Origin of the sequence: Stenotrophomonas maltophilia (assembly GCF_025642255.1) — a bacterium.
Taxonomy (GTDB): domain Bacteria; phylum Pseudomonadota; class Gammaproteobacteria; order Xanthomonadales; family Xanthomonadaceae; genus Stenotrophomonas; species Stenotrophomonas maltophilia_P.
Genome location: NZ_CP106759.1, coordinates 3,036,959 through 3,061,971, shown reverse-complemented (window position 1 = coordinate 3,061,971; position 25,013 = coordinate 3,036,959). Strand labels below are relative to the sequence as shown.

Here is a 25,013-nt window from a genome sequence, read left to right as displayed (position 1 = left end):
GCCGGGCACAGTCCGGCAGGCTACTCCGCGACGTGTTCGACCTGGCGGGGTTCGGGCTTGGTGTCCGGCAACTGCCAGAAGATCATCGTCGAAGTCAGTGTGATCGCGCCCACGCACAGGAACGTGGCGTGCAACGCCGCCGTCGCGCCGTGGCCCTCCAGGTGCGTGCCGAAGGCGGCCAGCAGGCTGCCCGCCGCCGCCGCGCCGAAGCCGGCAGCCAGCATCATCACCATCGACAGCAGACTGTTGCCCGAACTGGCGAACTCCCGATCCAGATCGCGCAGGGTCACGGTGTTCATCACGGTGAACTGCAGCGAATTGACCGCACCGAAGAAGGCCAGCTGCAGCAGGCGCCAGCCCAGGTGCTGGCCCGGCGTCATCAGGATGAAGCTGGCCATGGCCAGGCCCACCAGCACGGTGTTGGTCATCAGCACGCGCCGATAGCCGTAGCGTTCGACCAGCTTCACCGCCAGCCGCTTGGAGACCATGCCGGCCGCGGCCACCGGTACCATCATCAGTCCGGCGTTCATCGGTCCCAGGCCAAGGCCCACCTGCAGCAGCAGCGGAATCAGCATCGGCATTGCGCTGCTGCCGATGCGTGAGAACAGGTTGCCGAGGATGCCGATGCGATAGCTGGGCACACGGAACAGCGCCAGCGAGAACAACGGCGCGGTCGAGTTGGCCGCGTGCAGCCAATAGCCCACCAGTGCGGCCAGCCCCGCCACGGTCATCAGCATCACCAGCGCGTGCGGCGTACCCAGCCCGGAGATGCCGTCCAGCGCCAGCGACAGCACCACCATCGCAAAGGCCAGCATGATGTAGCCGCGCAGGTCGAAGCGGGTGCGGTGGCTGGCGTAATGGTCCGGCATGATCTTCATCGCAGCGATGAAGCCGATCACGCCGATCGGAAGGTTGATCAGGAACACCCAGTGCCAGGAGGCGATCTCGACCAGCCAGCCGCCCAGCGTCGGGCCGATCAAGGGGCCGATCAGGGCGGGGATGGCGATGAAGCTCATCGCACGCAGGAAGTCCTCGCGCGGCACCGAACGCATCACCGCCAGGCGGCCAACCGGCAGCAGCATCGCACCGCCGATGCCCTGCAGCACGCGGGCACCCACCAGCTGATGCAGGTGCTGGGCCAGCGCGCAGGCCAGCGAGCCGAGGGTGAACAGGATGATCGCCACCAGGAAGGTGCGCCGGGTGCCGTAGCGGTCAGCGATCCAGCCGGAGGCGGGAATGAACGTGGCGACCGCCAGTGCATAGCTGAACACCACCGACTGCATCTGCAGCGGACTCTCGCCCAGGCTGGCCGCCATCGCCGGCAGCGCCGTGTTGACGATGGTCGAGTCCAGCATCTGCATGAAGATCGCCAGGGACACCAGCCACAGCAGGGGGCGCTGGCCGTTGTAGGTCGATGGCGATGTGGACATGGGTTGTGGCCGGTGCAACGTGGGGGCGCCATGATCGCGCACTGCGGGTCACGGCGCGATCAACACCGCGCCGCAACCGCATGCGCACTGCTCAGCGCTGGCTGTGCGCGTGCACCGCGTCGACCAGTACCTGCACGTGGGCCGGGTCCATGTCCGGTGACATGCCATGGCCCAGGTTGAACACGTGGCCCTCGCGCGACCCGCCATTGCCGGCGGCGTAGGTATCGAGCACGCGCGCGGCAGCGGTGGCGATCGCATCGGGCGAAGCGTACAGCGTGGTGGGGTCGAGGTTGCCCTGCAGGGCAACGCGACCACCGGTGCGGCGCAGCGCTTCGTCCAGGTCCAGCGTCCAGTCCAGGCCCAGTGCATCCGCACCGGTCTGCGACAGTGCTTCCAGGTGCAGGCCGGTGCCCTTGCCGAACAGGATCAGCGGCGTACGCTCGCTGGCTTCGCCACGGTCCAGGCCCTGGGCAATCCGCTGCAGGTAGCGCAGCGAGAATTCGCGGTACATCGCCGGCGACAGCACGCCGCCCCAGGTGTCGAAAACCTGCAGGGCCTGTGCGCCCGCGGCGCGTTGCGCGCCCAGGTAGGCGATGACCGCGTCGGTGGTGACCTCCAGCAGGCGGTGCAGCGCCTGCGGGTGGTTCAGCGCCATGGCCTTGATGCGCGAGAAATCCTTGCTGCCGCCGCCTTCCACCATGTAGCAGGCCAGTGTCCATGGGCTGCCGGAGAAACCGATCAGCGGCACCTGGCCATCCAGCTCGCGGCGGATCAGGCGCACCGCATCCATCACGTAGCCCAGGTCCTGCTCCATGTCCGGCACCGCCAGCCTGGCGATGGCGGCTTCGTCACGTACCGGGTGGCGGAACTTGGGGCCTTCGCCTTCGACGAAGTACAGCTCCAGCCCCATCGCGTCGGGGATGGTGAGGATGTCCGAGAACAGGATGGCGGCGTCCAACGGGAAACGCCGCAGCGGCTGCAGGGTGACTTCGCAGGCGATCTCCGGGTTCTTGGCCATCGCCAGGAAGCTGCCGGCCTTGGCCCGGGTCGCGCGGTACTCCGGCAGGTAGCGGCCGGCCTGGCGCATCAGCCAGACGGGCGTGCAATCCACCGGTTCGCGGCGCAGAGCGCGTAGCAGGCGATCGTTGCGGAGAGGGCTGGTCACGTTGAACGTTCCTTGGATCGAAGGTGGGCAGCGGCGTCAGTCGCCGTGCGAAAGGATCTGGAAGCCACGATGCAGTTCGGCATCGCGCGCTTTCTCGAAGGCGTGGCGGGCTTCGTCGGCCTGCAGGAACAGCTCGCGGCGCAGCTGCGAGCGGCCACCGACGCGGCCGCTTTCGCGCAGCAGCTCCCAGCCGCCGAAAAGATCCGGCTGCAGGCTCAGGCGCAGGAACCGCGGTGCCTGCGCACCGGCCTCGGGATGTTGCAGGTAGACATGCATGGCCCGATTGTAGCGGGGCCAGGGTGACCCCGGCCGCAACGCGGTAGCGCCGGGCCATGCCCGGCGGACACGGAAGCGATCAACCCTGGCCCAGCACCTTCAACACCGCTGCTTCATCCACGTCCGGCACCACCTCGGCCCGACCCATGCCGCGCCAGAGCACCAGGCGCAGTCGACCGGCCACGTTCTTCTTGTCCAGCCTCATGCGGCCGAGCAGGGCCTGCGGATCCAGGCCGGCCGGGATCGCGACCGGCAGCCCGAGCCTTTCCAGCAGCGCCTGCAGGCGCGCGCGGTCGGTATCGTCGGCCAGGCCGAGATCGGTGGACAGCCTGGCCGCCAGCACCATGCCCACTGCCACCGCCTCGCCATGGTTCAGCGCATCGCGGCCCGGCGCCGAATAGCCCTGTTCGGTTTCGATGGCATGGCCGAAGGTGTGGCCGAGGTTCAGCAGGGCACGCTCCCCCTTCTCGAACGGATCGCGCTCGACGATGGCGGCCTTGTGCCTGCAGCTGCGGGCGATGGCTTCGGCCAGCACCGCGTCCTCGCCAGCGGACAGCGCGTCGGCGTGGTGCTGCAGCCAGTCGAAGAAATCCGCATCGCCCAGTGCGCCGTACTTCACCACCTCGGCCAGCCCCGCGCGCAGCTCGCGCGGCGGCAGGGTGGCCAGCACCGCGGTATCGGCCACCACCGCGCGCGGCGGATGGAAGGCGCCGACCAGATTCTTGCCGGCAGGAATGTCTACGGCAGTCTTGCCGCCCACCGACGAATCGACCATCGCCAGCAGCGTGGTCGGCAGCTGCACGCAGTCGATGCCCCGCATCCAGCAGGCTGCGGCGAAGCCGGCCAGGTCGCCGACGACACCCCCACCGAGCGCGAACACACAGGCATCGCGGGTGGCGCCCAGGGCTGCCAGCGCTTCGATGGCGCGGCCGAATTCGGCCAGGGTCTTGGAGGCTTCGCCGGCGGCCAGCACGTGTTCGCCGACGACCAGGTCCGGACGCGCAGCCAGCAGGGTCTGCTTCAGCCGCGCCAGGTACAGCGGGGCGACGTCGCTGTCGCTGAGCAGCAGGACGTGGCGCCCCCGCACGTGGCGGGCGAGGGCAGGGCCATTGCTCTGGACGCCGGCGCCGATGGAGATGGTGTAAGGGCGGTCACCGCCAACGGCGACCTGCAGCGGAGTGGGGGAAGTCATGCGATCAGGTCCTGGCGCTGCCATTGCGCGGCGAGCTTGACGACCAGCTGGGCGGTGGCGTCGGCAGCGGTGTACGGGTCGGTATCAAGGGTGAGGTCGGCCAGTTCGCGGTACAGCGGATCGCGATGGGCGGCCAGGTCATGCAGCACCTGCTCGCGGTCGGGGCGCTGCAGCAACGGCCGGGCCTTGTCGCGGGCCAGCCGTTCCAGTTGCGCGGTCACGCTGACCCGCAGGTAGACCACGAAGCCACGGCGGGCGATCAATGCCCGGTTGTCCGGGTCCAGTACCGCTCCGCCGCCGGTCGAGACCAGTTGGCCGTGGCCCTGCAGGAGGCGGGCCAGCGCGTCGCGCTCGAGGCTGCGGAAGCCGGTTTCGCCGGAGTGCTCGAAGATCGTGGGAATGCTGGCTCCGGCGGCGTCGACGATGGACTGGTCGACATCGACGAAGTCCAGCGTGAAGCGCTCGGCGAGGCGGCGGCCGATGCAGGTTTTGCCGGCGCCCATCGGGCCGATCAGGATCAGGTTCGGAGCAGGATTCATGCACCCTGATGCTAACACCTCCGTGCCCCGGCCTTTACGTCCTTCACGTCAGGGTGGGACTTCCTGCGGGGATTCCCGCGTTCAACGGAGTACAGGCCATGTCGGTTGCCAAGGTCATCGAAATCACCGCCTCTTCGCCCACCAGCGTGGAGGATGCCGTGCGCAGCGGCCTGAAGAAGGTCTCCGGAACCGTGAAGGGCATCCAGGGGGCCTGGATCAACGAGACCAAGGTGGTCACCAATGGCAGCGGTGAGATCACCGAATGGCGGGTCAATCTGCGGGTGACCTTCCTGGTGGAATGAGGGGGCTCAGCGCAGTGCCTGTATCTGGCGCTGCGCATCCAGCACCACCACCCGGTCGGCGAGGGCCGGCAGTGCATGCAGCGCCTGCCGGCTGACCCGCTCGAAGTACTGCACGAAGCGCTCCAGCTGCGGCCGGCTCATGCCATGCCGGCCGGGCTGGGCCGCCTGCAGGCTCTGCTCCTGCTGCCAGCGCCAGCGCGGTACTACCGAGAAGTCCGGCGGCTGCAGGAACCACAGGCGGTCACAGCGTTGCCACAATGCCGGGTAGTCGCGCCCCAGGGCCTGGTTGCACCAGTGGCGCCAGCGGCCATCGCTGTCGGCATCACGTTCAAGGGCGTTCAACGGCTGAGCCAGTTCGGATTCGTCCTGCGCCGGTGTGCCCAGGAACCAGCCTTCGAACACCAGCAGGTCCAGCGGCTTTTCCAGCCGTGGCCACTGCGCCTGTGGCAGGCGCTCGTCGGCCAGCTTGTCGAAGCGCGGCAGCGCCAGTGGTTCGCGCGCGGCGGCGGCATCGAGCAGCGCGTGGACCAGCGGCAGGTCGTGGGTGCCCGGCGGCCCCCGGGTGATCAACAGCGGATGGACCTGGCGTGCCAGCCGCTGCCGTTGCGCGCGGGTCAGGTAGACATCATCGATGGACAGCGTCGCGGCGTTCAGGCCCCGGTTCCGGGCGCGCGCCACCACCTGCTCGGCCAGCGTCGATTTGCCGCTCCCCTGCAGCCCGCTGATCGCCAATACTGGAACCGCCGCGCCACTGCCCAGCGCATCATCCAGTGCCTGCTCGGCCAATGTTTCGGGAAATCCTTTCACCTGGGGCATATACGCAGCAGCGACCATGCCGCCACAATAGATCAATCCGTGTGAGAAGAACGCAATCATGAGCGACCTGTACGCCGAAGCCCTGTCCACGTTTGCGGCCGTGTTCGACGAGGCCAAACAGAGCCGCGAGGTCGAGCCGAACGCGATGACCGTGGCCAGTGCCGACCTGCACGGTCGTCCATCGGCGCGCACCGTGCTGCTGAAGGCCTTCGATGAGCGTGGCTTCGTGTTCTATACCCACCTGGACAGCCACAAGGGCCAGGAGCTGCGGGCCAATCCGCAGGCGGCCCTGCTGTTCCTGTGGCGCAGCCTGCGCGAGGCCGGCATCCAGGTGCGCATCGAAGGCCGTGTCGAACAGGTGGCCGATGCGGAAGCAGACGCCTATTTCGCCAGCCGTCCGCGCATGAGCCAGATCGGCGCGTGGGCCTCGCAGCAGTCGAAGACGCTTGCAACGCGCGAAGAGTTCGATGCGCGCGTGGCCGAGGTCGAGGCACGTTTCGAGGGCAAGGACGTGCCGCGTCCGGACGGCTGGAGTGGCCTGCGCGTGGTGCCCGACCGCATCGAGTTCTGGTACGGCGCGCAGTTCCGCCTGCACGAGCGGTGGTGCTATGAAGCCGGCGCCGAGGGGCGCTGGAGCAAGCGCCTGTTGTATCCGTGAGCGGCTGCGCTGCCACGATCCGCCAGGCCACACCGGCCGATGCCGCTGCATGGTCGCAGCTGCGCGTGGGCCTGTGGCCCGACGCCGATGATCCACTGGAGGAGCTGGCGCAGTCGCTGGCCGATCCGGAAGGTGCGGTGTTCCTGGCGTGCGCGGCTGATGGTGAGGCGGTCGGTTTCGCTGAGGTACGCCTGCGCCACGACTATGTGAACGGCACCGGTTCCTCGCCGGTCGGGTTCCTGGAAGGCTGGTATGTAACGCCGCAGTGGCAGGGCCGCGCTGTCGGCCGTGCCCTGCTGGCGGAAGTGCAGGCGTGGACGCGGGACGCGGGCTGCAGCGAGCTGGCCTCGGACAGCCGCCTGGAGGACTTAGAGGCGCACGCGGCACACCGCGCCTGTGGCTTTGTAGAGACCGAGCGGGTGGTCTATTTCCGCATGCCGCTGGACGCGGTCACGCGGGGGTAGTGCCAACCTTGGCTGGCGGCGCGCCGCGCGGTCCGCGCGGCGCCTGCCTACATTCCTTCCGCGCGCAGCCAGCGCCACAAGGTGGTGCGTGACACGCCGAGCACCTGGGCCATGCCTTCGCGGTCATTGCGGTGCTCCTGCAGCAGCGCCTGCAGCTGGGCCCGTGCCGGGCGCCTGCCATTGCTTTCCAGCCGCAGGGACGGGGTGCTTTCGCGTGCCAGTTCCGGCGCCAGCTGCAGCAGGCGCCCAGCGTCGATCATCCCGTCTGCCGGCTGCCAGTGGATGCGCAGGCGGTCGACCAGATTGCGCAGTTCTCTCACATTGCCCGGCCAGTCGGCGGCACCCAGCACTGCCATCGCGTCCTGGTCCAGGGGGGCGTCGATACCACGCAGCTGGCGGAAGAAGTGCCGGGTCAGCAGCGGGATGTCAGCGCGCCGGGCACGCAGCGGGGGCAGTGCGATGCGCAGTGCCGCCAGCCGGTAGTAGAGGTCGCGCCTGAAGCTGCCGGCAGCTGCGCGATGCTCCAGCGACTGCAGCGTCGCGGCCACCACCCGCAGGTCCACGGGTGTTGGTTCGGTGGCGCCGACGCGCAGCACTTCACGTTCTTCCAGCACGCGCAGCAGGCGGGTCTGCAGCGGCAAGGGCAGCTCGCCGATCTCGTCAAGGAACAGTGTGCCGCCATCGGCCGCTTCGACCAGGCCGACCCGGCCGCCACGACGTGCGCCCGTGAAGGCGCCATCGCTGTAGCCGAACAGTTCGGCTTCCAGCAGCGATTCGCTGATCGCGCCGCAGTTCAGCGCGACGAAACGACCGCGCCGGCCGCTGGCGGCGTGCAGTTGCCGTGCCACCAGTTCCTTGCCGGTACCGGTCTCGCCGGTGACCAGCACGGTGCTGTCGTGCGGTGCATAGAGCGCGATCTGTGCGCGCACCTGCGCCATCGCCTCGCTGTCGCCGAGCAGCGCGTATGCATCGCCGCGCGGGGCGGCACTGCGCCGCGTGGTGGGGCGCGGACCCACCGAGCGTGCCAGGGTCTGGGTCAGTTCCAGCGCATGCTCGAAGGCCTGCCGTACCGAGTCGGCCGAATACAGCAGCACGCCCGGCAGCCCGGCCTGCTCGGCATGGTCGATGGCCATCCCGGTGCCGACGATCACTTCGATGCCGTTGGCACGCAGATCGGCGATGCAGTCGCGCGCATCTTCGCGGGTGACGAAGCGGCGGTGCTCGATATCCAGGCCGAAGCTCTGCTGGAAGCCGCTGAACACCGGCACGTCGCTGGCATGGGTGACCAGGCCGATGCGTGCGGCGATGCGGCGCGCGCGCGCCAGAGCCTCCATCAGGTCGAAGCCGTTGGCCTGGATCGGCACCAGCGGCAGGTCGAGCCGACTGCGCAGCCAGGCCGCGTTCGAGCCACCGGCAATCACCACGTCGCAGTGCTCGCGGCGCAGGCGTTGGCCGATCACCTCCACTGCCTCTTCGAAGCCGAGGTTGATCTGCTCGATGCGCGCGCGGCGGTCGAACTCGGGAATGACGTCACCCAGCAGGCCGGTCAGCCGCGAAACGCTGACCGTCCAGATCACCGGGCGACCGGGGTCGGCATCGGCATGGCGCAGGGGCGAGCGGGGCAGGTACATGGGGCGGACACCGGCACGGGAGTGTTTCATGATACATCTGTTTCAATGTTTCATATGTTTCATGGCTGTCAGCCGATCATGCCTTTGAAATCAATCGCTTGTAGCTTGGCATGGTGCTTGCGCCTGTCCACCTGTTCCTCAACATGGATTGCCGCATGACCGCTTCCGCCCCTTCTTCCGCCGGTGCCCGCTTCCGCGAGGCTCTGGCCGCCGAATCGCCGCTGCAGGTGATCGGTGCGATCAACGCCAACCACGCCCTGCTGGCCAAGCGCGCCGGCTTCCGCGCCATCTACCTGTCCGGCGGTGGTGTTGCCGCAGGCTCGCTGGGCCTGCCGGACCTGGGCATCAACACCCTGGAAGACGTGCTGGTGGACGTGCGCCGCATCACCGACGTCTGCGACCTGCCGCTGATGGTGGACATCGATACCGGCTTCGGACCCAGCGCGTTCAACATCGCGCGCACCGTGAAGTCGCTGATCAAGGCCGGCGCGGCCGCCTGCCACATCGAGGACCAGGTCGGCGCCAAACGCTGTGGTCACCGTCCCGGCAAGGAGATCGTTTCGCAGGGTGAGATGGTCGACCGCGTGAAGGCCGCCGCTGATGCAAAGACCGATCCGGATTTCTTCCTGATCGCACGCACCGATGCCATCCAGGTGGATGGCGTGGACAAGGCCATCGAGCGCGCCATCGCCTGTGTCGAAGCGGGCGCTGATGGCATCTTCGCCGAGGCTGCCTACGATCTGGACACCTACCGCCGCTTCGTCGATGCAGTGAAGGTGCCGGTGCTGGCCAACATCACCGAATTCGGTGCGACGCCGCTGTTCAGCCGCGACGAGCTGGCCTCGGCCGGGGTCGCCATCCAGCTGTTCCCGCTGTCGGCGTTCCGCGCGGCGAACAAGGCGGCGGAGAACGTCTACCAGGCGGTGCGCCGCGACGGTCACCAGCGCAGCGTGGTCGACGCCATGCAGACCCGCGAAGAACTGTACGACCGCATCGGCTACCACGCGTTCGAGCAGCAGCTCGACGCACTGTTCGCCGCCAAGAAATAAGCAGTACCCTGCACCATCAAGTTTTCGGAGGGAAACATGAACGATACGACCGCAACCCCGACCTTCAAGCCGAAGAAATCCGTCGCCCTGTCCGGCACTGCCGCCGGCAACACCGCGCTGTGCAGCGTCGGTCGCAGCGGCAATGACCTGCACTACCGTGGCTACGACATCCTGGATCTGGCCAACACCAGCGAATTCGAGGAAATCGCGTACCTGCTGGTGCACGGCAAGCTGCCGACCCGCGCCGAGCTGGTTTCGTACAAGGCCAAGCTGAAGTCGCTGCGTGGCATCCCGGCCGCGGTGAAAGCCGCGCTGGAAGAACTGCCGCCGTCGGCACACCCGATGGATGTGATGCGCACCGGCGTGTCGGTGCTCGGCTGCGTGGCGCCGGAAAAGGATGACCACAACCATCCGGGTGCACGCGACATCGCCGACAAGCTGATGGCCTGCCTCGGCTCGATGCTGCTGTACTGGTACCACTGGAGCCACAACGGCCGCGCCATCGACGTGGAAACCGATGACGATTCCATCGGTGGCCACTTCCTGCACCTGCTGCACGGCGAGAAGCCACAGGATTCGTGGGTGAAGGCGATGCACACCTCGCTGATCCTGTACGCAGAGCACGAGTTCAATGCGTCCACCTTCACCTGCCGTGTCATCGCCGGTACCGGCAGCGACATGTACAGTGCGATCTGCGGTGGCATCGGTGCGCTGCGCGGCCCCAAGCATGGCGGCGCCAACGAAGTGGCCTTCGAGGTGCAGAAGCGCTACGACAGCCCGGATGAGGCCGAAGAGGACATCAAGGCCCGCGTCGAGCGCAAGGAAGTGGTGATCGGCTTCGGCCACCCGGTGTACACCGTGTCCGACCCGCGCAACAAGGTGATCAAGGACGTCGCCCGTGAGCTGTCCGAAGAGCAGTCGAGCATGAAGATGTACGACATCGCCGAGCGCCTGGAGACGGTGATGTGGGACATCAAGAAAATGTTCCCGAACCTGGACTGGTTCAGCGCCGTCAGCTACCACATGATGGGCGTGCCGACCGCGATGTTCACCCCGCTGTTCGTCATCGCCCGCACCGCCGGCTGGAGCGCGCACATCGTCGAGCAGCGCATCGACGGCAAGATCATCCGTCCGAGCGCGAACTACATCGGCCCGGAAGATCGCGAGTTCGTGGCCATCGACAAGCGCGCCTGACCGCCGCGTGATCCATCCATCCGGTCGGCCAGGTGCCGGCCGGATGCCTTCATTGCCGCTCGCCGGCATCCGGCCCGCCCCAAGCATTCCGCCAGCCCATGAATACCGATTACCGCAAGACCCTCCCCGGCACCCCGCTGGACTACTTCGATGCGCGCGCTGCGGTCGATGCGATCCAGCCCGGCGCCTACGCCACGCTGCCGTATGTCTCGCGCGTGCTGGCCGAGAACCTGGTACGGCGTTGCGATCCGGCGATGCTCACCGCCTCGCTGACGCAGCTGATCGAACGTCGCCGCGACCTGGATTTTCCCTGGTTCCCGGCGCGCGTGGTGTGCCATGACATTCTCGGTCAGACCGCGCTGGTGGATCTCGCCGGCCTGCGCGATGCGATCGCCGACAAGGGCGGCGATCCGGCCAAGGTCAACCCGGTGGTGCCGGTACAGCTGATCGTTGATCACTCGCTGGCGGTGGAGTGCGGTGGTTTCGATCCGCAGGCATTCGAGAAGAACCGCGCCATCGAGGATCGCCGCAACGAGGATCGCTTCCATTTCATCGACTGGACCAAGCGGGCGTTCCAGAACGTGGATGTGATTCCGCCGGGCAACGGCATCATGCACCAGATCAACCTGGAGAAGATGTCGCCGGTGATCTACGTGCAGGACGGCGTGGCCTTCCCGGATACCTGCGTGGGCACCGACAGCCATACGCCGCACGTCGATGCGCTGGGCGTGATCGCCATCGGTGTCGGCGGCCTGGAGGCCGAGAACGTGATGCTCGGCCGCGCGTCGTGGATGCGCCTGCCCGACATCATCGGCGTGGAACTGACCGGTCGGCCACAGCCAGGGATCACCGCCACCGACGTGGTGCTGGCCCTGACCGAGTTCCTGCGCAAGGAACGCGTGGTGGGCGCCTGGCTTGAATTCTTCGGCGAGGGTGCGGCCGCGCTGACCATCGGTGACCGTGCCACCATCTCCAACATGTGCCCGGAATACGGCGCGACCGCGGCGATGTTCTACATCGACGGGCAGACCATCGATTACCTGCGCCTGACCGGCCGCGAGGAATCGCAGGTGGCGCTGGTGGAGAACTACGCACGCAGCACCGGTCTGTGGGCCGATGCGCTGGCCACGGCGCAGTACGAGCGCGTGCTGCGCTTCGACCTGTCCAGCGTGGTCCGCAACATGGCGGGCCCGAGCAATCCGCATCGCCGCCTGCCGGTGGCCGAGCTGGCCGAGCGCGGCATCGCCGACGCAGCCAAGCTCGATGCCGGCAAGGCCGAGCAGCTGCGGGGCCTGATGCCTGATGGCGCGGTGATCATCGCCGCCATTACCAGCTGCACCAACACCTCCAACCCGCGCAACGTGATCGCCGCCGGCCTGCTGGCGCGCAAGGCCAACGAGCGCGGCCTGCTGCGCAAGCCGTGGGTCAAGTCGTCGCTGGCCCCGGGTTCAAAGGCGGTGCAGCTGTATCTGGAAGAGGCCGGCCTGCTGCCGGAGCTGGAAAAGCTCGGCTTCGGCATCGTCGCGTTCGCCTGCACCACGTGCAACGGCATGAGCGGTGCGCTGGATCCGGCGATCCAGCAGGAAATCATCGACCGCGACCTGTATGCCACGGCCGTGCTGTCGGGTAACCGCAACTTCGATGGCCGCATCCATCCTTACGCAAAGCAGGCCTTCCTGGCATCGCCGCCGCTGGTGATCGCCTATGCCATTGCCGGCACCATGCGCTTCGACATCGAGAAGGACGTGCTTGGCGTGGACGCCGACGGCAACGAGGTGCGCCTGAAGGACATCTGGCCGAGCGATGCCGAGATTGATGCAGTGGTGAAGGCGGCGGTGAAGCCCGAGCAGTTCCGCAGCGTCTACAACCCGATGTTCAACGTGCGCGTGGAGCAGGGTGCGGCGGTCAGTCCGCTGTACGACTGGCGCCCGCAGAGCACCTACATCCGCCGCCCGCCGTACTGGGAGGGGGCGCTGGCCGGTGAACGCACGCTGGCGGGCATGCGCGCGCTGGCGGTGCTGCCGGACAACATCACCACCGACCACCTGTCGCCGTCCAACGCGATCCTGGCCTCCAGTGCCGCCGGCGAATACCTGGCGAAGATGGGCCTGCCGGAAGAGGACTTCAATTCCTACGCAACCCACCGCGGCGACCATCTGACCGCGCAGCGCGCCACCTTCGCCAACCCGAAACTGTTCAACGAGATGGTGCGCAACGACGACGGCAGCGTGAAGCAGGGCTCGCTGGCGCGGGTGGAGCCGGAGGGCAAGGTGATGCGCATGTGGGAGGCGATCGAGACCTACATGGAGCGCAAGCAGCCGCTGATCATCATCGCCGGTGCCGACTACGGCCAGGGCAGCTCGCGTGACTGGGCGGCGAAGGGCGTGCGCCTGGCCGGCGTGGAAGCGATCGCGGCGGAAGGCTTCGAGCGCATCCACCGCACCAACCTGATCGGCATGGGCGTGCTGCCGCTGGAGTTCAAGCCGGGCACCACCCGGCTGACCCTGGGCATCGACGGTACCGAGACCTTCGACGTGGTGGGCGAGCGCACGCCGCGCGCCGACCTGACCCTGGTCATCCACCGCCGCGATGGGCAGGACATCATCGTGCCGGTCACCTGTCGCCTGGACAGCGACGAGGAAGTGGCGATCTACGAAGCGGGCGGTGTACTGCAGCGCTTCGCCCAGGATTTCCTCGAAGGTGCCCGGGTGGCATGAGACAACCGACGGCCCGGCAACGGGCCGTCTTTCATTGCAAGGAACCGTTCCATGAGCTTTCTTCCGCAACTCCGCATTGCCGCCACCTACATGCGCGGTGGCACCAGCAAGGGGGTGTTCTTCCGCCTGCAGGACCTGCCCGCAGCCGCACAGGTGCCGGGCCCGGCACGTGATGCGCTGCTGATGCGCGTGATCGGGTCGCCCGATCCCTATGGCAAGCACACCGATGGCATGGGCGGGGCCACGTCCAGCACCAGCAAGTGTGTGATCATCTCCAGTGCGTCCGTGCCCGATCACGATGTGGACTATCTGTACGGCCAGGTTTCGATCGACACCGCGTTCGTCGACTGGAGCGGCAACTGTGGCAACCTCAGCACTGCGGTGGGTCCGTTCGCCATCGCCAACGGCCTGATCGATCCGGCCCGGGTGCCGCGCGACGGCCTGTGCACCGTGCGCATCTGGCAAGCCAACATCGGCAAGACCATCATCGCCCACGTGCCGATGCGCAATGGCGAGGTGCAGGAGATCGGTGATTTCGAGCTGGATGGCGTGACCTTCCCGGCCGCCGAGATCCAGCTTGAGTTCATAGATCCCTCCGATGATGGCGACGCGGGCGCGATGTTCCCGACCGGCAACCTGGTCGATACCCTGGATGTGCCGGGCGTGGGCAGTTTCGAGGTGACGATGATCACCGCCGGCATCCCGACCATCTTCCTCAATGCGGCCGATCTGGGCTACAGCGGTACCGAGCTGCAGCCAGCGATCAACGACGACAAGGTTGCCCTGCAGAAGTTCGAGAGCATCCGTGCACACGGTGCGCTGCGCATGGGCCTGATCTCGACGCTGGAAGAGGCGGCGACCCGCCAGCACACGCCGAAAGTGGCGTTCGTGGCACCGGCACAGGACTATGTATCGTCCAGCGGCAAGGCAATCCCGGCATCGGCCATCGATCTGCATGCGCGTGCGCTGTCGATGGGCAAGCTGCACCACGCGATGATGGGCACTGCCGCTGTGGCGATCGGTACCGCTGCTGCGATTCCGGGCACGCTGGTCAACCGTGCCGCCGGCGGTGGCCAGCGCGAGGCGGTGACCTTCGGGCATCCGTCCGGCACGCTGCGCGTGGGCGCCCAGGCCGGTCTCGTTGACGGCCAGTGGACAGTGACCAAGGCCATCATGAGCCGCAGCGCCCGTGTATTGATGGAAGGCAGCGTGCGGGTACCGGCCGACACCTTGTAACGCGGGACCATGGCGGTAGCGCCGGGCCATGCCCGGCGAGCGCGGCAGGGCCCGCCCATGAACCGCCGGGCGTGGTCCGGCGTTAGCGGAGAACAGACGATGTCCGAGAGCCACACCCCGTCCAACGAACGTGCCGCGTGGGATGCGCTGCTGGAGGACATCGTCGATTACGTGCGCAACGTGCGCATCGACTCGCCACTGGCATTCCAGACCGCGCATTACTGCCTGCTGGATACCCTCGGTTGCGGCCTGGAAGCGCTGTCCTTCCCGGCCTGCAGCAAGCTGCTCGGGCCCCTGGTGCCGGGCATCAGCGTGACCAACGGCGCGCGCGTGCCGGGAACGCACTACGTGCTGGATCCGGTGCAGGCGGCGTTCAATATCGGCGCGATGGTGCGCTGGCTCGACTTCAACGACACCTGGCTGGCCGCCGAGTGGGGTCATCCGTCGGATAATCTCGGCGGCATCTTGGCCGTCTGCGATTGGCTGGGGCGCAATGCCGCGGCCCTGCGTCGTCCACCGCCGACCGTGCACGATGTGCTGGTGGCGATGATCAAGGCGCACGAGATCCAGGGCGTGCTGGCTCTGGAGAATTCCTTCAACCGGGTCGGGCTGGACCACGTGGTGCTGGTGAAGGTCGCCACCACCGCCGTGGTCGCCCGCCTGCTTGGGCTGGATCGCGAGCGCATGCTCAATGCGCTGTCGCTGGCCTGGGTCGATGGCCAGGCGCTGCGGACCTACCGGCATGCGCCCAACACCGGTTCGCGCAAGAGCTGGGCCGCCGGCGATGCCACCAGTCGCGGCGTGCGCCTGGCGCTGATGGCGGCCAGCGGCGAGATGGGGTATCCCAGCGTGTTGAGCGCTCCCACCTGGGGCTTCGAAGCGGTCTCCATGCATGGTCAGGCGGTGACGCTGGGGCGGCCGCTGGGCAGCTACGTGATGGAGAACGTGCTGTTCAAGATCAGTTTTCCCGCCGAGTTCCACGGCCAGACCGCAGTGGAGGCCGCGGTCGCGCTGCACGCGCAGCTGCGGACAGGCCGGCGCAGCGTCGATGACATCGCGCATATCGCCATCCGCACGCAGGAGGCCTGCATCCGCATCATCGACAAGCGCGGCCCGCTGCACAATCCGGCCGACCGCGACCACTGCGTGCAGTACATGGTCGCCATCGCGCTGCTGCATGGGCGGCTGGTGGCTGAGGACTACGAGGACGATGTTGCTGCTGACCCCCGCATCGATGCGCTGCGCGCGCGAATGACCTGCCACGAAGACCCGCAGCTCAGCGCGGATTACCTGGACCCGGACAAGCGCAGCATCGCCAACGGCCTGACCGTCCGCTTCAACGACGGCAGCGAACTGCCGGAGGTCCTGGTCGAGTACCCGCTCGGCCACGCCCGGCGACGCGACGAGGGCATGCCCCTGTTGATGGACAAGTTCCGGCGGCATCTGGCCCATCGGTTCCCTACCACCCAGCAGCAGCGCATCCTGGCGGCCTCGCTGGACCCGGTGGCGCTGGCGGCCATGCCGGTGACCGACTACGTGGATCTGTACCGGCCGGGGTAGGGCGCGCCTTGGTAGGTACCAACCTTGGTTGGCACGGGCCCAACGCCAACCAAGGTTGGCCGCTACCGGGACCGCCGGGCATGGCCCGGCGTTACCGTTCCGATGTGTTCCTGCCGGATCCGCGCCAACACCTTGACGCGGCGCGCCTATAATGGCCGCCTCGATCAAGGAGTGACGACATGAGCGGTCCGGCACGGCGCAAGCGGTGGGGATGGGCGGCGGCGGTACTGGCAGGAGGCCTGTTGCTGGGTCTGGCCGGTTGCCGCAACGACAGCGGGCAGCTGCCCAAGGCCAGTGGCGAGGCCATTGCCACCCAGGCCGAGCAGGTGAAGGATTTCACCCTGCTGCGCGCCTACCCGGACCAGAAGAATGACGGCCTGTCGCTGGCGCTGGAGTTCTCGCGCCCGCTGGTCGGCACGCAGGATTTCGACACGCTGGTGCGCTTCGAGGAGAAGGTCGGCACCGACGACAGCAGCTGGACCCTGTCCGATGACGGACTGACCCTGCGCTATCCGTTCGTCGAAGCCGGCAAGGAGTTCAGCCTGGTGGTATCGCCGGACCTGCTGGCCGCCGATGGCAGCCGGCTGGGCAAGGAGCTGAAGCAGAAGGTGTTCAGTGGCGAATTGAAGCCGGTGGCCGGCTTCGCCTCGCAGGGCAGCGTGCTGCCGGCCAAGGACAGCCGCGGCCTGCCGGTTGTCTCCGTGAATGTTCCCGAGGTCGACGTCGAATTCCTGCGCGTGCGCGAGAAGGATCTGCCGACCTTCTTCAGCCAGTACCAGCGCGGCGGCCGTCGTGGCAGCTGGGAACTGAGCAGCGACTACGAGCGCAGCCCGATCAATGCGTTGGCCGAGCCGGTCTACGTCAACCGCTTCATCCTCGGCGGCAAGCAGAACGAGCGGGTGCTGACCTACCTGCCAACCCAGGACATCAAGGAGCTGCAGGAGCCGGGCCTGTACTTCGCACTGCTCAAGCGCACGGGCGATTACGAGGGCGAGTTCGACACCGCGTTCTTCTCGGTCAGCGACATCGGCCTGCACACGCGCGCCTACAAGGACAAGCTGTTCGTCCACACCGCCGGACTGAAGGACGGAGCACCGCTGAAGAACGTCGAGCTGCGCGTGCTCGACGGCAAAGGCGAGGTGGTGCTCAAGGGCAGTACCGATGGCAACGGCAATGCGCTGCTGAACTACACGCTCGACGCCACCCACGTGCTGGTGGCCAGCAGTGGTCGCGATACCAGCTTCCTGCCCTTCAACCAGCCGGCCCTGGACCTGAGCGAGTTCGCCGTTGCCGGCCGTGACAATGCCTGGTTCGATGTCTACGCATGGTCCGGCCGCGACCTCTATCGGCCGGGCGAGACCGTGCGCCTGTCCGCGCTGCTGCGCGACAATGATGGCAAGCCGGTCAAGTCGCAGCCGGTGTTCCTGCGCCTGAAGCAGCCCGACGGCAAGACCTTCCGCGAGACCCGCCTGCAGCCGGGCGAGCAGGGCTACATCGCCTTCGAGCAGGTCATCCCGGCCGAGGCGCCGACGGGACGCTGGCAGGTGGAGTTCCGTACTGATCCGGCCAGCAAGGAAGCGATCCAGGGCATGACCCTGCGCATCGAAGAGTTCCTGCCCGAACGGATGAAGCTGGACCTGGACAGCCCGCAGAAGACGCTCAAGCCGGGCGAAGATCTTCGTCTGCAGGCCGATGGCGCGTATCTGTACGGCGCGCCGGCTGACGGCAACCGCTTCACCGCGCGCCTGGCTGTGGCAGCCGAACAGCAGCCGGTCGAGGGATTGCCGGGCTACTTCTTCGGCGACCCGACCCTGCAGCTGCCGCGCGAGGCCAAGGACGTGATCGACACGACGCTGCCGGCCAACGGCCAGCTGCGCGAGGACGTGACGCTGCCGGAAGAAGCGGCCAAGGCCAAGGCGCCGATCGCGGTGGTGCTGTCCGGCAGCCTGTACGAGACCGGTGGGCGGACCGTGACCCGCACCCTGAAGCGGGTGATGTGGCCAGCCAATGCACTGGTCGGCGTGCGTCCGCTGTTCAACCCCGACGATGGTGCCGACTCCAACAGCAACGCACGCTTCGAACTGGTGCGCGTGGACGCGGCCGGCCGGCCGCAGCCGGCCAAGGGCCTGAAGATCACCCTGGTGCGCGAGCTGCGTGACTATCACTGGACCTTCAACGACAACCGTTGGGACTACGATTTCACCCGTCGGTTCGAGAACAAGGAAACCCGCACGGTCGATGCCGGCAGCAGCGCGGTGGCGTTCGATGTCCCGGTCGAGTGGGGCGAGTACCGGGTGGACGTGTTCGATCCGGGCACCGGCCTGACCAGCCGCTATCCGTTCCGTGCCGGCTGGAGCTGGGGCGATGACAATCGCGGTCTCGATGCGCGCCCGGACAAGGTCAAGCTGGGCCTGGACAAGACCGGCTACAAGGCGGGCGACACCCTGCAGGTGACGGTGACGCCGCCGCATGCCGGCAAGGGCATCCTGATGGTCGAGACCGATCGCATGCTGTACGTGCAGGACATCGACGCCAAACCCGGTGCCACCTTCAACATCCCGGTCACCGCTGACTGGGAGCGCCACGATGTCTACATCACCGCGCTGGTGTTCCGGGGTGGCAGTGCGCCGAGCAAGATCACCCCGGCGCGCGCTGTCGGCGTGGTGCACGTACCGATGGACCGCAGGGGCCGCACCGTGGCCGTCGGCCTGGTGGCGCCGAAGCAGATGCGCCCGGAACAGGATCTGCCGGTGACGGTCAGCGCACCGCAGCTGGCCGGCAAGGCCGCGCACGTCACCGTGTCGGCGGTGGATGTGGGCATCCTCAACATCACCCGTTTCCCCGTGCCCGATGCCGGCGCGCACTTCTTCGCCCAGCGCCGCCTCGGCATCGATGCCTATGACATCTACAGCCGGGTGATCGAGAGCTTCGACGGCGGCGCCGGCAAGCTGAAGTTCGGCGGTGACATGGCGCTGCAGTCCCTGCCTCAGGCCAAGCGGCCGACCGCGCGCGTGCAGACCGTGGATCTGTTCTCCGGCCCGGTACAGCTTGATGCCAAGGGCAATGCCCGCATCCGCCTCAAGGTGCCGGACTTCAACGGCACGCTGCGCGTGTCGGCGCTGGTGTACAGCGATGACCAGTACGGCAAGCGCGACGTGGAAACGGTGGTGCGCGCACCGATCCTGGCCGAGGCCAGCATGCCGCGCGTGCTCGCCCCGGGCGACCGCAGCACCGTGACGCTGGACGTGCAGAACTTCACCGGCAAGCCCGGCCAGTTCAATGTGCGCGTGGACAGCGAGGGACCGCTGGCCCTGGGCGAGGGCAGCCGCAGCGTGCAGCTCAACGCCGATGCGAAGACCACGCTGAGCTTCCCGCTGTTGGCACGCGAAGGCCACAGCGTGGCCAAGGTGCGGGTGCGTGTGGAAGGCAATGGCTTCAAGGCCGACCGCCGCTACGACCTGCCGGTGCGTGCGGCATGGCCGCAGGTGCTGCGCTCGCAGGTACGCACGCTCGACCCGCTGGCGGCGGTCAGCCTCGACAGCGGTCTGGCCGATGGCCTGATGTCCGAGTCGGTCAATGCGCGCCTGCTGGTCAGCCCGCTGCCCCCGATTCCGTTTGCCAGTGCTCTGCAGGGCGCGCTGAATTACCCGTATGGCTGCGCCGAGCAGACCACCAGCAAGGGCTACGCTGCGCTGATCCTGGATCAGGCCACGTCGTCGATGCTCGGCGCAGACGGCCTGGATGCCAAGACCCGCCGCGAACGCATGGAGGGCGCGTTCGGCCGCCTGGCGTCGATGCAGGTGGCCAACGGCAACTTCTCGATGTGGGGCGACGATGGTTATGTGAACCCGTGGCTGACCCCGTACATCGCCGAGTTCCTGCTTGATGCCCGGGATGCCGGCTTCGCCGTACCGGACAACGTGCTGCAGAAGGCACTGAACCGTCTCAGCGAGGATCTGCTGTCCGGCGGCAACCCGTTCTACGGGCAGGATGAGCGCGAGAAACTGAAGTTCGCCAACCAGGCGTATTCCGGCTACGTGCTGGCCCGGGTCAACCGTGCGCCGCTGGGTACGCTGCGCACGCTGTACGACAACGAGCGCAGCAAGGCGGTCGGCGGCCTGTCGCTGGTCCACCTGGGCGTGGCGCTGTCGCTGCAGGGCGACGCCAAGCGTGGCCAGGCCGCGTTGGAAGCTGCCTTCGCCAAGTCCAGCAGCGAGCGCCCGTCGTACTTCGGCGACTACGGCAGCGCGATCCGTGATGATGCGCTGATGATCGCGCTGACCCACGAGAACAAGCTGGCGAAGCCGGCATGGGATGCGCGTGCGGTCGATCTCGGCCGCGGCCTGGATGCGCGCCGCAACGCCGGCTGGATGTGGCTGAGCACGCAGGAGCAGGTCGCCATTGCCCGCCTCGGCAAGGCGCTGGCGGCCAACCAGAAGGCACTGGTGGCCGGCGAGCTGGTGATCGGTGGCAACAGTGAATCGATCAGCGAGCGCAAGCTGTTCGGCCGCACCTTCAGCGCCAGCGAACTGGCCAGCGGAGTGCGCTTCACTCCGCAGGGCCAGCCCCCGATGTTCGCCAGCATCGATGTGGCGGGCATCCCGCGCAGTGCGCCCGCGCCGGACAACAGTGTGATCGGTGTCGAGCGCAGCTACTTCGGTACCGACGGCAAGCCGTGGTCGCCGCGCCCGCTGAAGGAAGGCGAAGCGTTGATCGTGCGGGTCACCGTCAGTGCCGACACCACCATGCCGGATGCGCTGCTGACCGATCTGCTGCCGGCCGGCCTGGAGATCGAGAACTTCAACCTGGGCGATGCCAAGCAGTGGGCAGACGTGGTGGTCGATGGCATCACCATCAGCGACCGCGGTGACGCGGCCGATACCAAGCATGAGGAGTTCCGCGACGACCGCTACGTGGCTGCGCTCAAGCTCTCGCGCGGCGGAAAGGCCAATGTGTTCTACCTGGTGCGTGCGGTGACCCCGGGCACCTACTCGGTGCCGCCGCCGCTGGTGGAAGACATGTACCGGCCGCAGCTGCGTGGCGTCGGCCGCAGCAACCCGACCACGATCACGGTGGTGCAGCCGTGACCGCGCGGACGGGCCGCGACGGCGCGGCCCGTCCTGCTGGCATCCTGCAATGAAGAGCGCGATGACGACCCGGCGGGCGGACCTGCGCCGCCGGCTGCGGCCGCTGTGGCCGTGGCTGCGCTGGGGAACGGCGGGTCTGCTGACGCTGCTGCTGGTACTGGACGTCGTTTTCCCGCCGCCACTGCCGAAGCAGCGCGACACCAGCACCCTGGTGGTGGCTGCCGACGGCACGCCACTGCGTGCGTTCGCCGATGCCGAGGGCGTGTGGCGCTATCCGGCCTCGATCGACAGCGTCTCGCCGTTGTACCTGCAGGCGTTGTTGACCTACGAGGACCGCTGGTTCTGGCGCCATCCGGGCATCAATCCGCTGGCGATCCTGCGTGCCGGCGGCCAGCTGCTGCGCGGCGGACGCATCGTTTCTGGTGGCTCGACCCTGACCATGCAGGTGGCACGCATCCTCGACCCGCATTCGCGTACCCCCTGGGGCAAGCTCAAGCAGGTGCTGCGTGCCCTGCAGCTGGAAGCGCATCTTTCCAAGCGGGAGATCCTGGCCCTGTATCTGGAGCGTGCGCCCTACGGCGGCACCATCGAGGGCGTGGAGGCTGCCAGCTGGGCCTACCTGGGCAAGCCGGCCGCGCAGCTGTCACATGCCGAGGCCGCGTTGCTGGCGGTGCTGCCACAGGCACCCAGCCGCCTGCGCCCGGACCGCCATCCGGAAGCGGCGCAGAAGGCACGTGACAAGGTGCTGGCACGCATGGCCGAACGGGGGGCGTGGACACCGGATGAGGTGGAGGATGCACGCATCGAGAACGTGGTGGCGCGGTCGCTGCGACCGCCGCTGCATGCGGCATTGCTGGCGCAGCGGCTGCATGCGGCACACCCCGGCCAGGCGCGCATCCGGAGCAGCATCGACATCGGCCTGCAGCGTACACTGGAAGAGCGCGTGGCCAGCTATTTCTCGAGCCTGCCGGAGCGGACGTCGGCGGCATTGCTGGTGGTCGACAACCAGACCCTGCAGGCGCGCGCCTACGTGGGAACGCTGTCCTTCGGCGACCGCCAGCGCCTGGGCCACGTCGACATGGTGCAGGCCTGGCGCTCGCCGGGTTCGACCCTCAAGCCGTTCCTGTACGCGATGGCGCTGGATGACGGCCTGATCCACTCGGAGAGCCTGCTGGTGGACGCGCCGCAGAGCTTCGGCAGCTACCGCCCGGGCAACTTCGACATGGCGTTCAATGGCCCGATCGGCGCCTCCAGTGCGTTGCGTCTGTCGCTCAACGTACCCTCGGTGGACCTGCTGCAGCGGGTCGGCGCCGCGCGCTTTGCCGCGCGCCTGTCACACGCCGGCATCCAGCTGCGGTTTCCCGCGGGCAGCCCCCCCAATCTCTCGCTGATACTCGGTGGCACCGGCGCGAGGCTGGAAGATCTGGTCGGGGCATTCGCCGCACTGAACCGCAACGGTATCGCCGGCCGCGTGCGCTACACCGATGACGCGCCGATGATCGAGCGGCGGCTGGCGTCGCCGGGGGCGAGCTGGATCGTACGCGAGATGCTGGAGTCGAACCCGCGTCCGGGGTATGGCGTGGGCACCTTCGATGTGGGAGGGCGCCCCCGCGTTGCCTGGAAGACCGGGACCAGTTACGGCTACCGCGATGCCTGGGCCATCGGCAGCACGCGGCATTACACCGTGGGCGTATGGGTGGGGCGGCCCGACGGCACGCCCCTGCCGGGCCAGTACGGCGCGGTCACCGCACTGCCGCTGATGTTCGAGGTGGTCGACAGTCTGCCGCGCCAGCGTGGCGATTCGGCGGCGGTACCGATGCCGGCCAGCGTCAGCCAGGGCGACATCTGCTGGCCGACCGGTGAACGCGCCGAAGGATTGCCGCCGGCCGTGTGCCAGCGGCGGATGCCGGCGTACCTGCTCGACGGCGCCGTACCGCTCACGTTCCCCGAGCGCGAAGCCCGGCGTTGGCAACCGGGCCGTCAGCGCTACCTGGCAGATGCACGCACCGGTCTGCGCGTCTCGGCCGATTGTCGTCTGCCCCATGAGGAGGTGGCGCGCGAAATCGCCCGTTGGCCGGCGCTGCTGTCGCCGTGGCTGCCGAAGGCGACCCGGGAGCTGTCGCAGCTGCCGGCGCTGTCACCGGACTGCCGCGACGATGGCCGTGAGGCCAGCGTGGCGCTGCACGTGGACGGTCTGAATGACGGGGCCACGCTGGCGCGCGCGCCCAATGCCGAACACGGCGTGCGCCTGCAGCTGCGCGCGCTGGGCAGCGAGCAGGCAGTGGACTGGCTGCTGGATGGCCGCTGGATCGCACAGACCCGGGGATCTCAGCTGATGCAGCGCGAGTTCGCCGAACCGGGTAGCCATACGCTGACCGCGCTGGCTGTCGATGGCGCGTGGACGCAGGTGCGTTTCAACGTCCTCCGGTAGGTGCCGGCCCACGGCCGGCACGCGGTATCCGATACGCGCAGCGCTATTCCCCGATCCACCCGTCCAGCAGGTCGGCGAACTCATCGGCGTGCTCTTCTTCCTGCGCCAGGATCTCCTCGAGGATGCGCTTGGTGGTCGTGTCGCGATCACCGATGAAGTCGATCATCTCGCGGTAGCTGTCGATGGCGATGCGTTCGGCGACCAGATTCTCGCGGACCATGTCACGCAGGTCGCTGCCCTCCTTGTACTCGGCATGCGAACGCGCGCTCAGCGTGTCCGGATTGAGGTCCGGCTCGCCGCCGAGCTGGACGATGCGTTCGGCCAGCTTGCCAGCATGCGCCTGTTCCTGCTGCGCATGCTCAAGGAACTCGGCCTTGACCGCATCGGCCAGCATCCCCTTGGCGGTGAAGTAATGCCGGTAGTAGCGCAGCACGCAGACATACTCGGTGGCGAGGGCGTCGTTGAGCAGCTTGATCACGGCCTTGCGGTCGGCACTGTAGCTTTCGGTGATCGCGCCATCTTCAATATTGCGCCGCGCGCGTTCGCGCAGGACCTTGCGGTCGCTGATGCCGGGAAGCGGGTGGGCAGACGTGGTGGCGTTGGCTGGCGTATTGGACATGGCTGGCCGTTTCCTCTTGCGGTGGAAGATCAGGTGGGCAGGTGCTCCAGCACGTATTCGGCAGAGGACACTTCGAACTGCCCGGGCTGCTCGATCCAGGCCGCGCGGACGACGCCGTCGTCCACGTACAGGGCAAACCGGCGCGAGCGGATGCCCATGCCCGAAGCACTGGCATCCAGTTCCAGGCCCAGCGCGCGGGTCAGTTCGGCATTGCCGTCGGACAGCATCAGCAGGCCCTCGGGTACGTGCTGGTCAGCGGCCCAGGCCTTCATCACGAACGGATCGTTGACCGCCATGCAGTAGACCTCGATGCCGCGCTGGCGGAACGCCTCGAACTTCTCGACGAAGCCGGGCAGGTGGCGGGCGGAGCAAGTGGGGGTGAAGGCGCCGGGCACGGCGAACAGCACCACTTTGCGGGCGTCGAACAGCGAGTGCGTATCGAGCGTCTCGATGCCCTCGCGGATGCGCTTGAGGGTCACTTCCGGAATGCGGTCGCCGACATGGATGGTCATGATGGACTCCTTGCTGGGGCAGGCTAGTGGGCGGGATGGGACAGGGGCGTCAAGACATTGGAAACCCCGCGTGCAGGCCCCATCTTCAGGGGGCACGCGCCAGGGTTCCAGCCACAGCGTGGCGCAGGCCGATGG

The 25,013-nt window shown here is 67.7% G+C and carries 19 protein-coding genes; 10 read left to right on the top strand and 9 right to left on the bottom strand.

What is annotated here, in order from left to right:
- Positions 1 to 20: 20 nt before the first annotated feature.
- The 5 genes from mdtD to N8888_RS14090 form a co-directional block, all read right to left on the bottom strand.
- Positions 21 to 1,430 carry a multidrug transporter subunit MdtD gene (gene mdtD / locus N8888_RS14110; protein ID WP_263175312.1) on the bottom strand — a complete coding sequence of 470 codons (1,410 nt, stop codon included), beginning with the start codon at positions 1,428 to 1,430 and terminating at the stop codon, positions 21 to 23.
- Between the two features lie 91 nt (positions 1,431 to 1,521).
- Complete coding sequence (gene hemE, locus N8888_RS14105; protein WP_164151574.1) at positions 1,522 to 2,595, bottom strand: uroporphyrinogen decarboxylase; 1,074 nt, start codon at positions 2,593 to 2,595, stop codon at positions 1,522 to 1,524.
- A 36-nt stretch (positions 2,596 to 2,631) separates the two neighbouring features.
- The gene (locus N8888_RS14100; protein ID WP_053518663.1) at positions 2,632 to 2,871 is read right to left on the bottom strand and encodes a WGR domain-containing protein; all 240 of its coding nucleotides are present in this window, start codon (positions 2,869 to 2,871) and stop codon (positions 2,632 to 2,634) included.
- A gap of 79 nt (positions 2,872 to 2,950) precedes the next feature.
- On the bottom strand, positions 2,951 to 4,063 hold the full coding sequence (aroB, locus tag N8888_RS14095) for a 3-dehydroquinate synthase (protein WP_263175310.1): 1,113 nt from the start codon (positions 4,061 to 4,063) through the stop codon (positions 2,951 to 2,953).
- Positions 4,060 to 4,602, bottom strand: a complete 543-nt coding sequence (locus N8888_RS14090) for a shikimate kinase (RefSeq protein ID WP_065174808.1) — start codon at positions 4,600 to 4,602, stop codon at positions 4,060 to 4,062. The genes aroB and N8888_RS14090 overlap by 4 nt, the downstream gene beginning before the upstream one ends.
- A gap of 98 nt (positions 4,603 to 4,700) precedes the next feature.
- Between N8888_RS14090 and N8888_RS14085 the strand changes: the two genes are divergently transcribed.
- Positions 4,701 to 4,904 carry a dodecin family protein gene (locus N8888_RS14085; RefSeq protein ID WP_053518657.1) on the top strand — a complete coding sequence of 68 codons (204 nt, stop codon included), beginning with the start codon at positions 4,701 to 4,703 and terminating at the stop codon, positions 4,902 to 4,904.
- Positions 4,905 to 4,910: 6 nt separating this feature from the next.
- Here the strand turns inward: N8888_RS14085 and N8888_RS14080 are convergent, their stop codons facing one another.
- Complete coding sequence (locus N8888_RS14080; protein WP_263175308.1) at positions 4,911 to 5,738, bottom strand: kinase; 828 nt, start codon at positions 5,736 to 5,738, stop codon at positions 4,911 to 4,913.
- Between the two features lie 40 nt (positions 5,739 to 5,778).
- Here N8888_RS14080 and pdxH point away from each other — a divergent pair, with 40 nt between their 5' ends.
- The gene (gene pdxH, locus N8888_RS14075) at positions 5,779 to 6,378 is read left to right on the top strand and encodes a pyridoxamine 5'-phosphate oxidase (protein WP_263175306.1); all 600 of its coding nucleotides are present in this window, start codon (positions 5,779 to 5,781) and stop codon (positions 6,376 to 6,378) included.
- Entirely contained in the window at positions 6,375 to 6,842 is a 468-nt protein-coding gene (locus N8888_RS14070) for an aminoglycoside 6'-N-acetyltransferase AAC(6')-Iap (protein WP_262697082.1), read from the top strand. The genes pdxH and N8888_RS14070 overlap by 4 nt, the downstream gene beginning before the upstream one ends.
- A gap of 47 nt (positions 6,843 to 6,889) precedes the next feature.
- Here the strand turns inward: N8888_RS14070 and prpR are convergent, their stop codons facing one another.
- Positions 6,890 to 8,473 carry a propionate catabolism operon regulatory protein PrpR gene (prpR, locus tag N8888_RS14065; protein WP_193396775.1) on the bottom strand — a complete coding sequence of 528 codons (1,584 nt, stop codon included), beginning with the start codon at positions 8,471 to 8,473 and terminating at the stop codon, positions 6,890 to 6,892.
- Between the two features lie 155 nt (positions 8,474 to 8,628).
- Between prpR and prpB the strand changes: the two genes are divergently transcribed.
- The 7 genes from prpB (at position 8,629) to pbpC (ending at position 23,747) form a co-directional block, all read left to right on the top strand.
- Positions 8,629 to 9,522, top strand: a complete 894-nt coding sequence (prpB, locus tag N8888_RS14060) for a methylisocitrate lyase (RefSeq protein WP_053518670.1) — start codon at positions 8,629 to 8,631, stop codon at positions 9,520 to 9,522.
- Positions 9,523 to 9,558: 36 nt separating this feature from the next.
- Positions 9,559 to 10,716 carry a bifunctional 2-methylcitrate synthase/citrate synthase gene (prpC, locus tag N8888_RS14055; protein WP_053518648.1) on the top strand — a complete coding sequence of 386 codons (1,158 nt, stop codon included), beginning with the start codon at positions 9,559 to 9,561 and terminating at the stop codon, positions 10,714 to 10,716.
- A 98-nt stretch (positions 10,717 to 10,814) separates the two neighbouring features.
- A complete protein-coding gene (acnD, locus tag N8888_RS14050) occupies positions 10,815 to 13,433 on the top strand; it encodes a Fe/S-dependent 2-methylisocitrate dehydratase AcnD (RefSeq protein WP_164151582.1) in 2,619 nt (872 codons plus the stop codon).
- 51 nt (positions 13,434 to 13,484) lie between these two features.
- Positions 13,485 to 14,669, top strand: coding sequence for a 2-methylaconitate cis-trans isomerase PrpF (prpF, locus tag N8888_RS14045; protein WP_263175300.1), 1,185 nt, complete (start codon positions 13,485 to 13,487; stop codon positions 14,667 to 14,669).
- Positions 14,670 to 14,768: 99 nt separating this feature from the next.
- Positions 14,769 to 16,229 (top strand): bifunctional 2-methylcitrate dehydratase/aconitate hydratase, encoded by a 1,461-nt coding sequence (locus N8888_RS14040; RefSeq protein ID WP_263175299.1) that lies wholly within the window; start codon positions 14,769 to 14,771, stop codon positions 16,227 to 16,229.
- A gap of 179 nt (positions 16,230 to 16,408) precedes the next feature.
- On the top strand, positions 16,409 to 21,316 hold the full coding sequence (locus tag N8888_RS14035) for an alpha-2-macroglobulin family protein (RefSeq protein ID WP_263175298.1): 4,908 nt from the start codon (positions 16,409 to 16,411) through the stop codon (positions 21,314 to 21,316).
- A gap of 49 nt (positions 21,317 to 21,365) precedes the next feature.
- Positions 21,366 to 23,747 (top strand): penicillin-binding protein 1C, encoded by a 2,382-nt coding sequence (pbpC, locus tag N8888_RS14030; RefSeq protein WP_263175297.1) that lies wholly within the window; start codon positions 21,366 to 21,368, stop codon positions 23,745 to 23,747.
- Between the two features lie 43 nt (positions 23,748 to 23,790).
- On the opposite strand, the gene N8888_RS14025 is transcribed toward pbpC, so the two are convergent.
- Positions 23,791 to 24,366, bottom strand: a complete 576-nt coding sequence (locus tag N8888_RS14025) for a ferritin-like domain-containing protein (RefSeq protein WP_197572018.1) — start codon at positions 24,364 to 24,366, stop codon at positions 23,791 to 23,793.
- A gap of 29 nt (positions 24,367 to 24,395) precedes the next feature.
- Positions 24,396 to 24,878, bottom strand: a complete 483-nt coding sequence (locus tag N8888_RS14020; protein ID WP_065182640.1) for a peroxiredoxin — start codon at positions 24,876 to 24,878, stop codon at positions 24,396 to 24,398.
- Between the last annotated feature and the right edge of the window lie 135 nt (positions 24,879 to 25,013).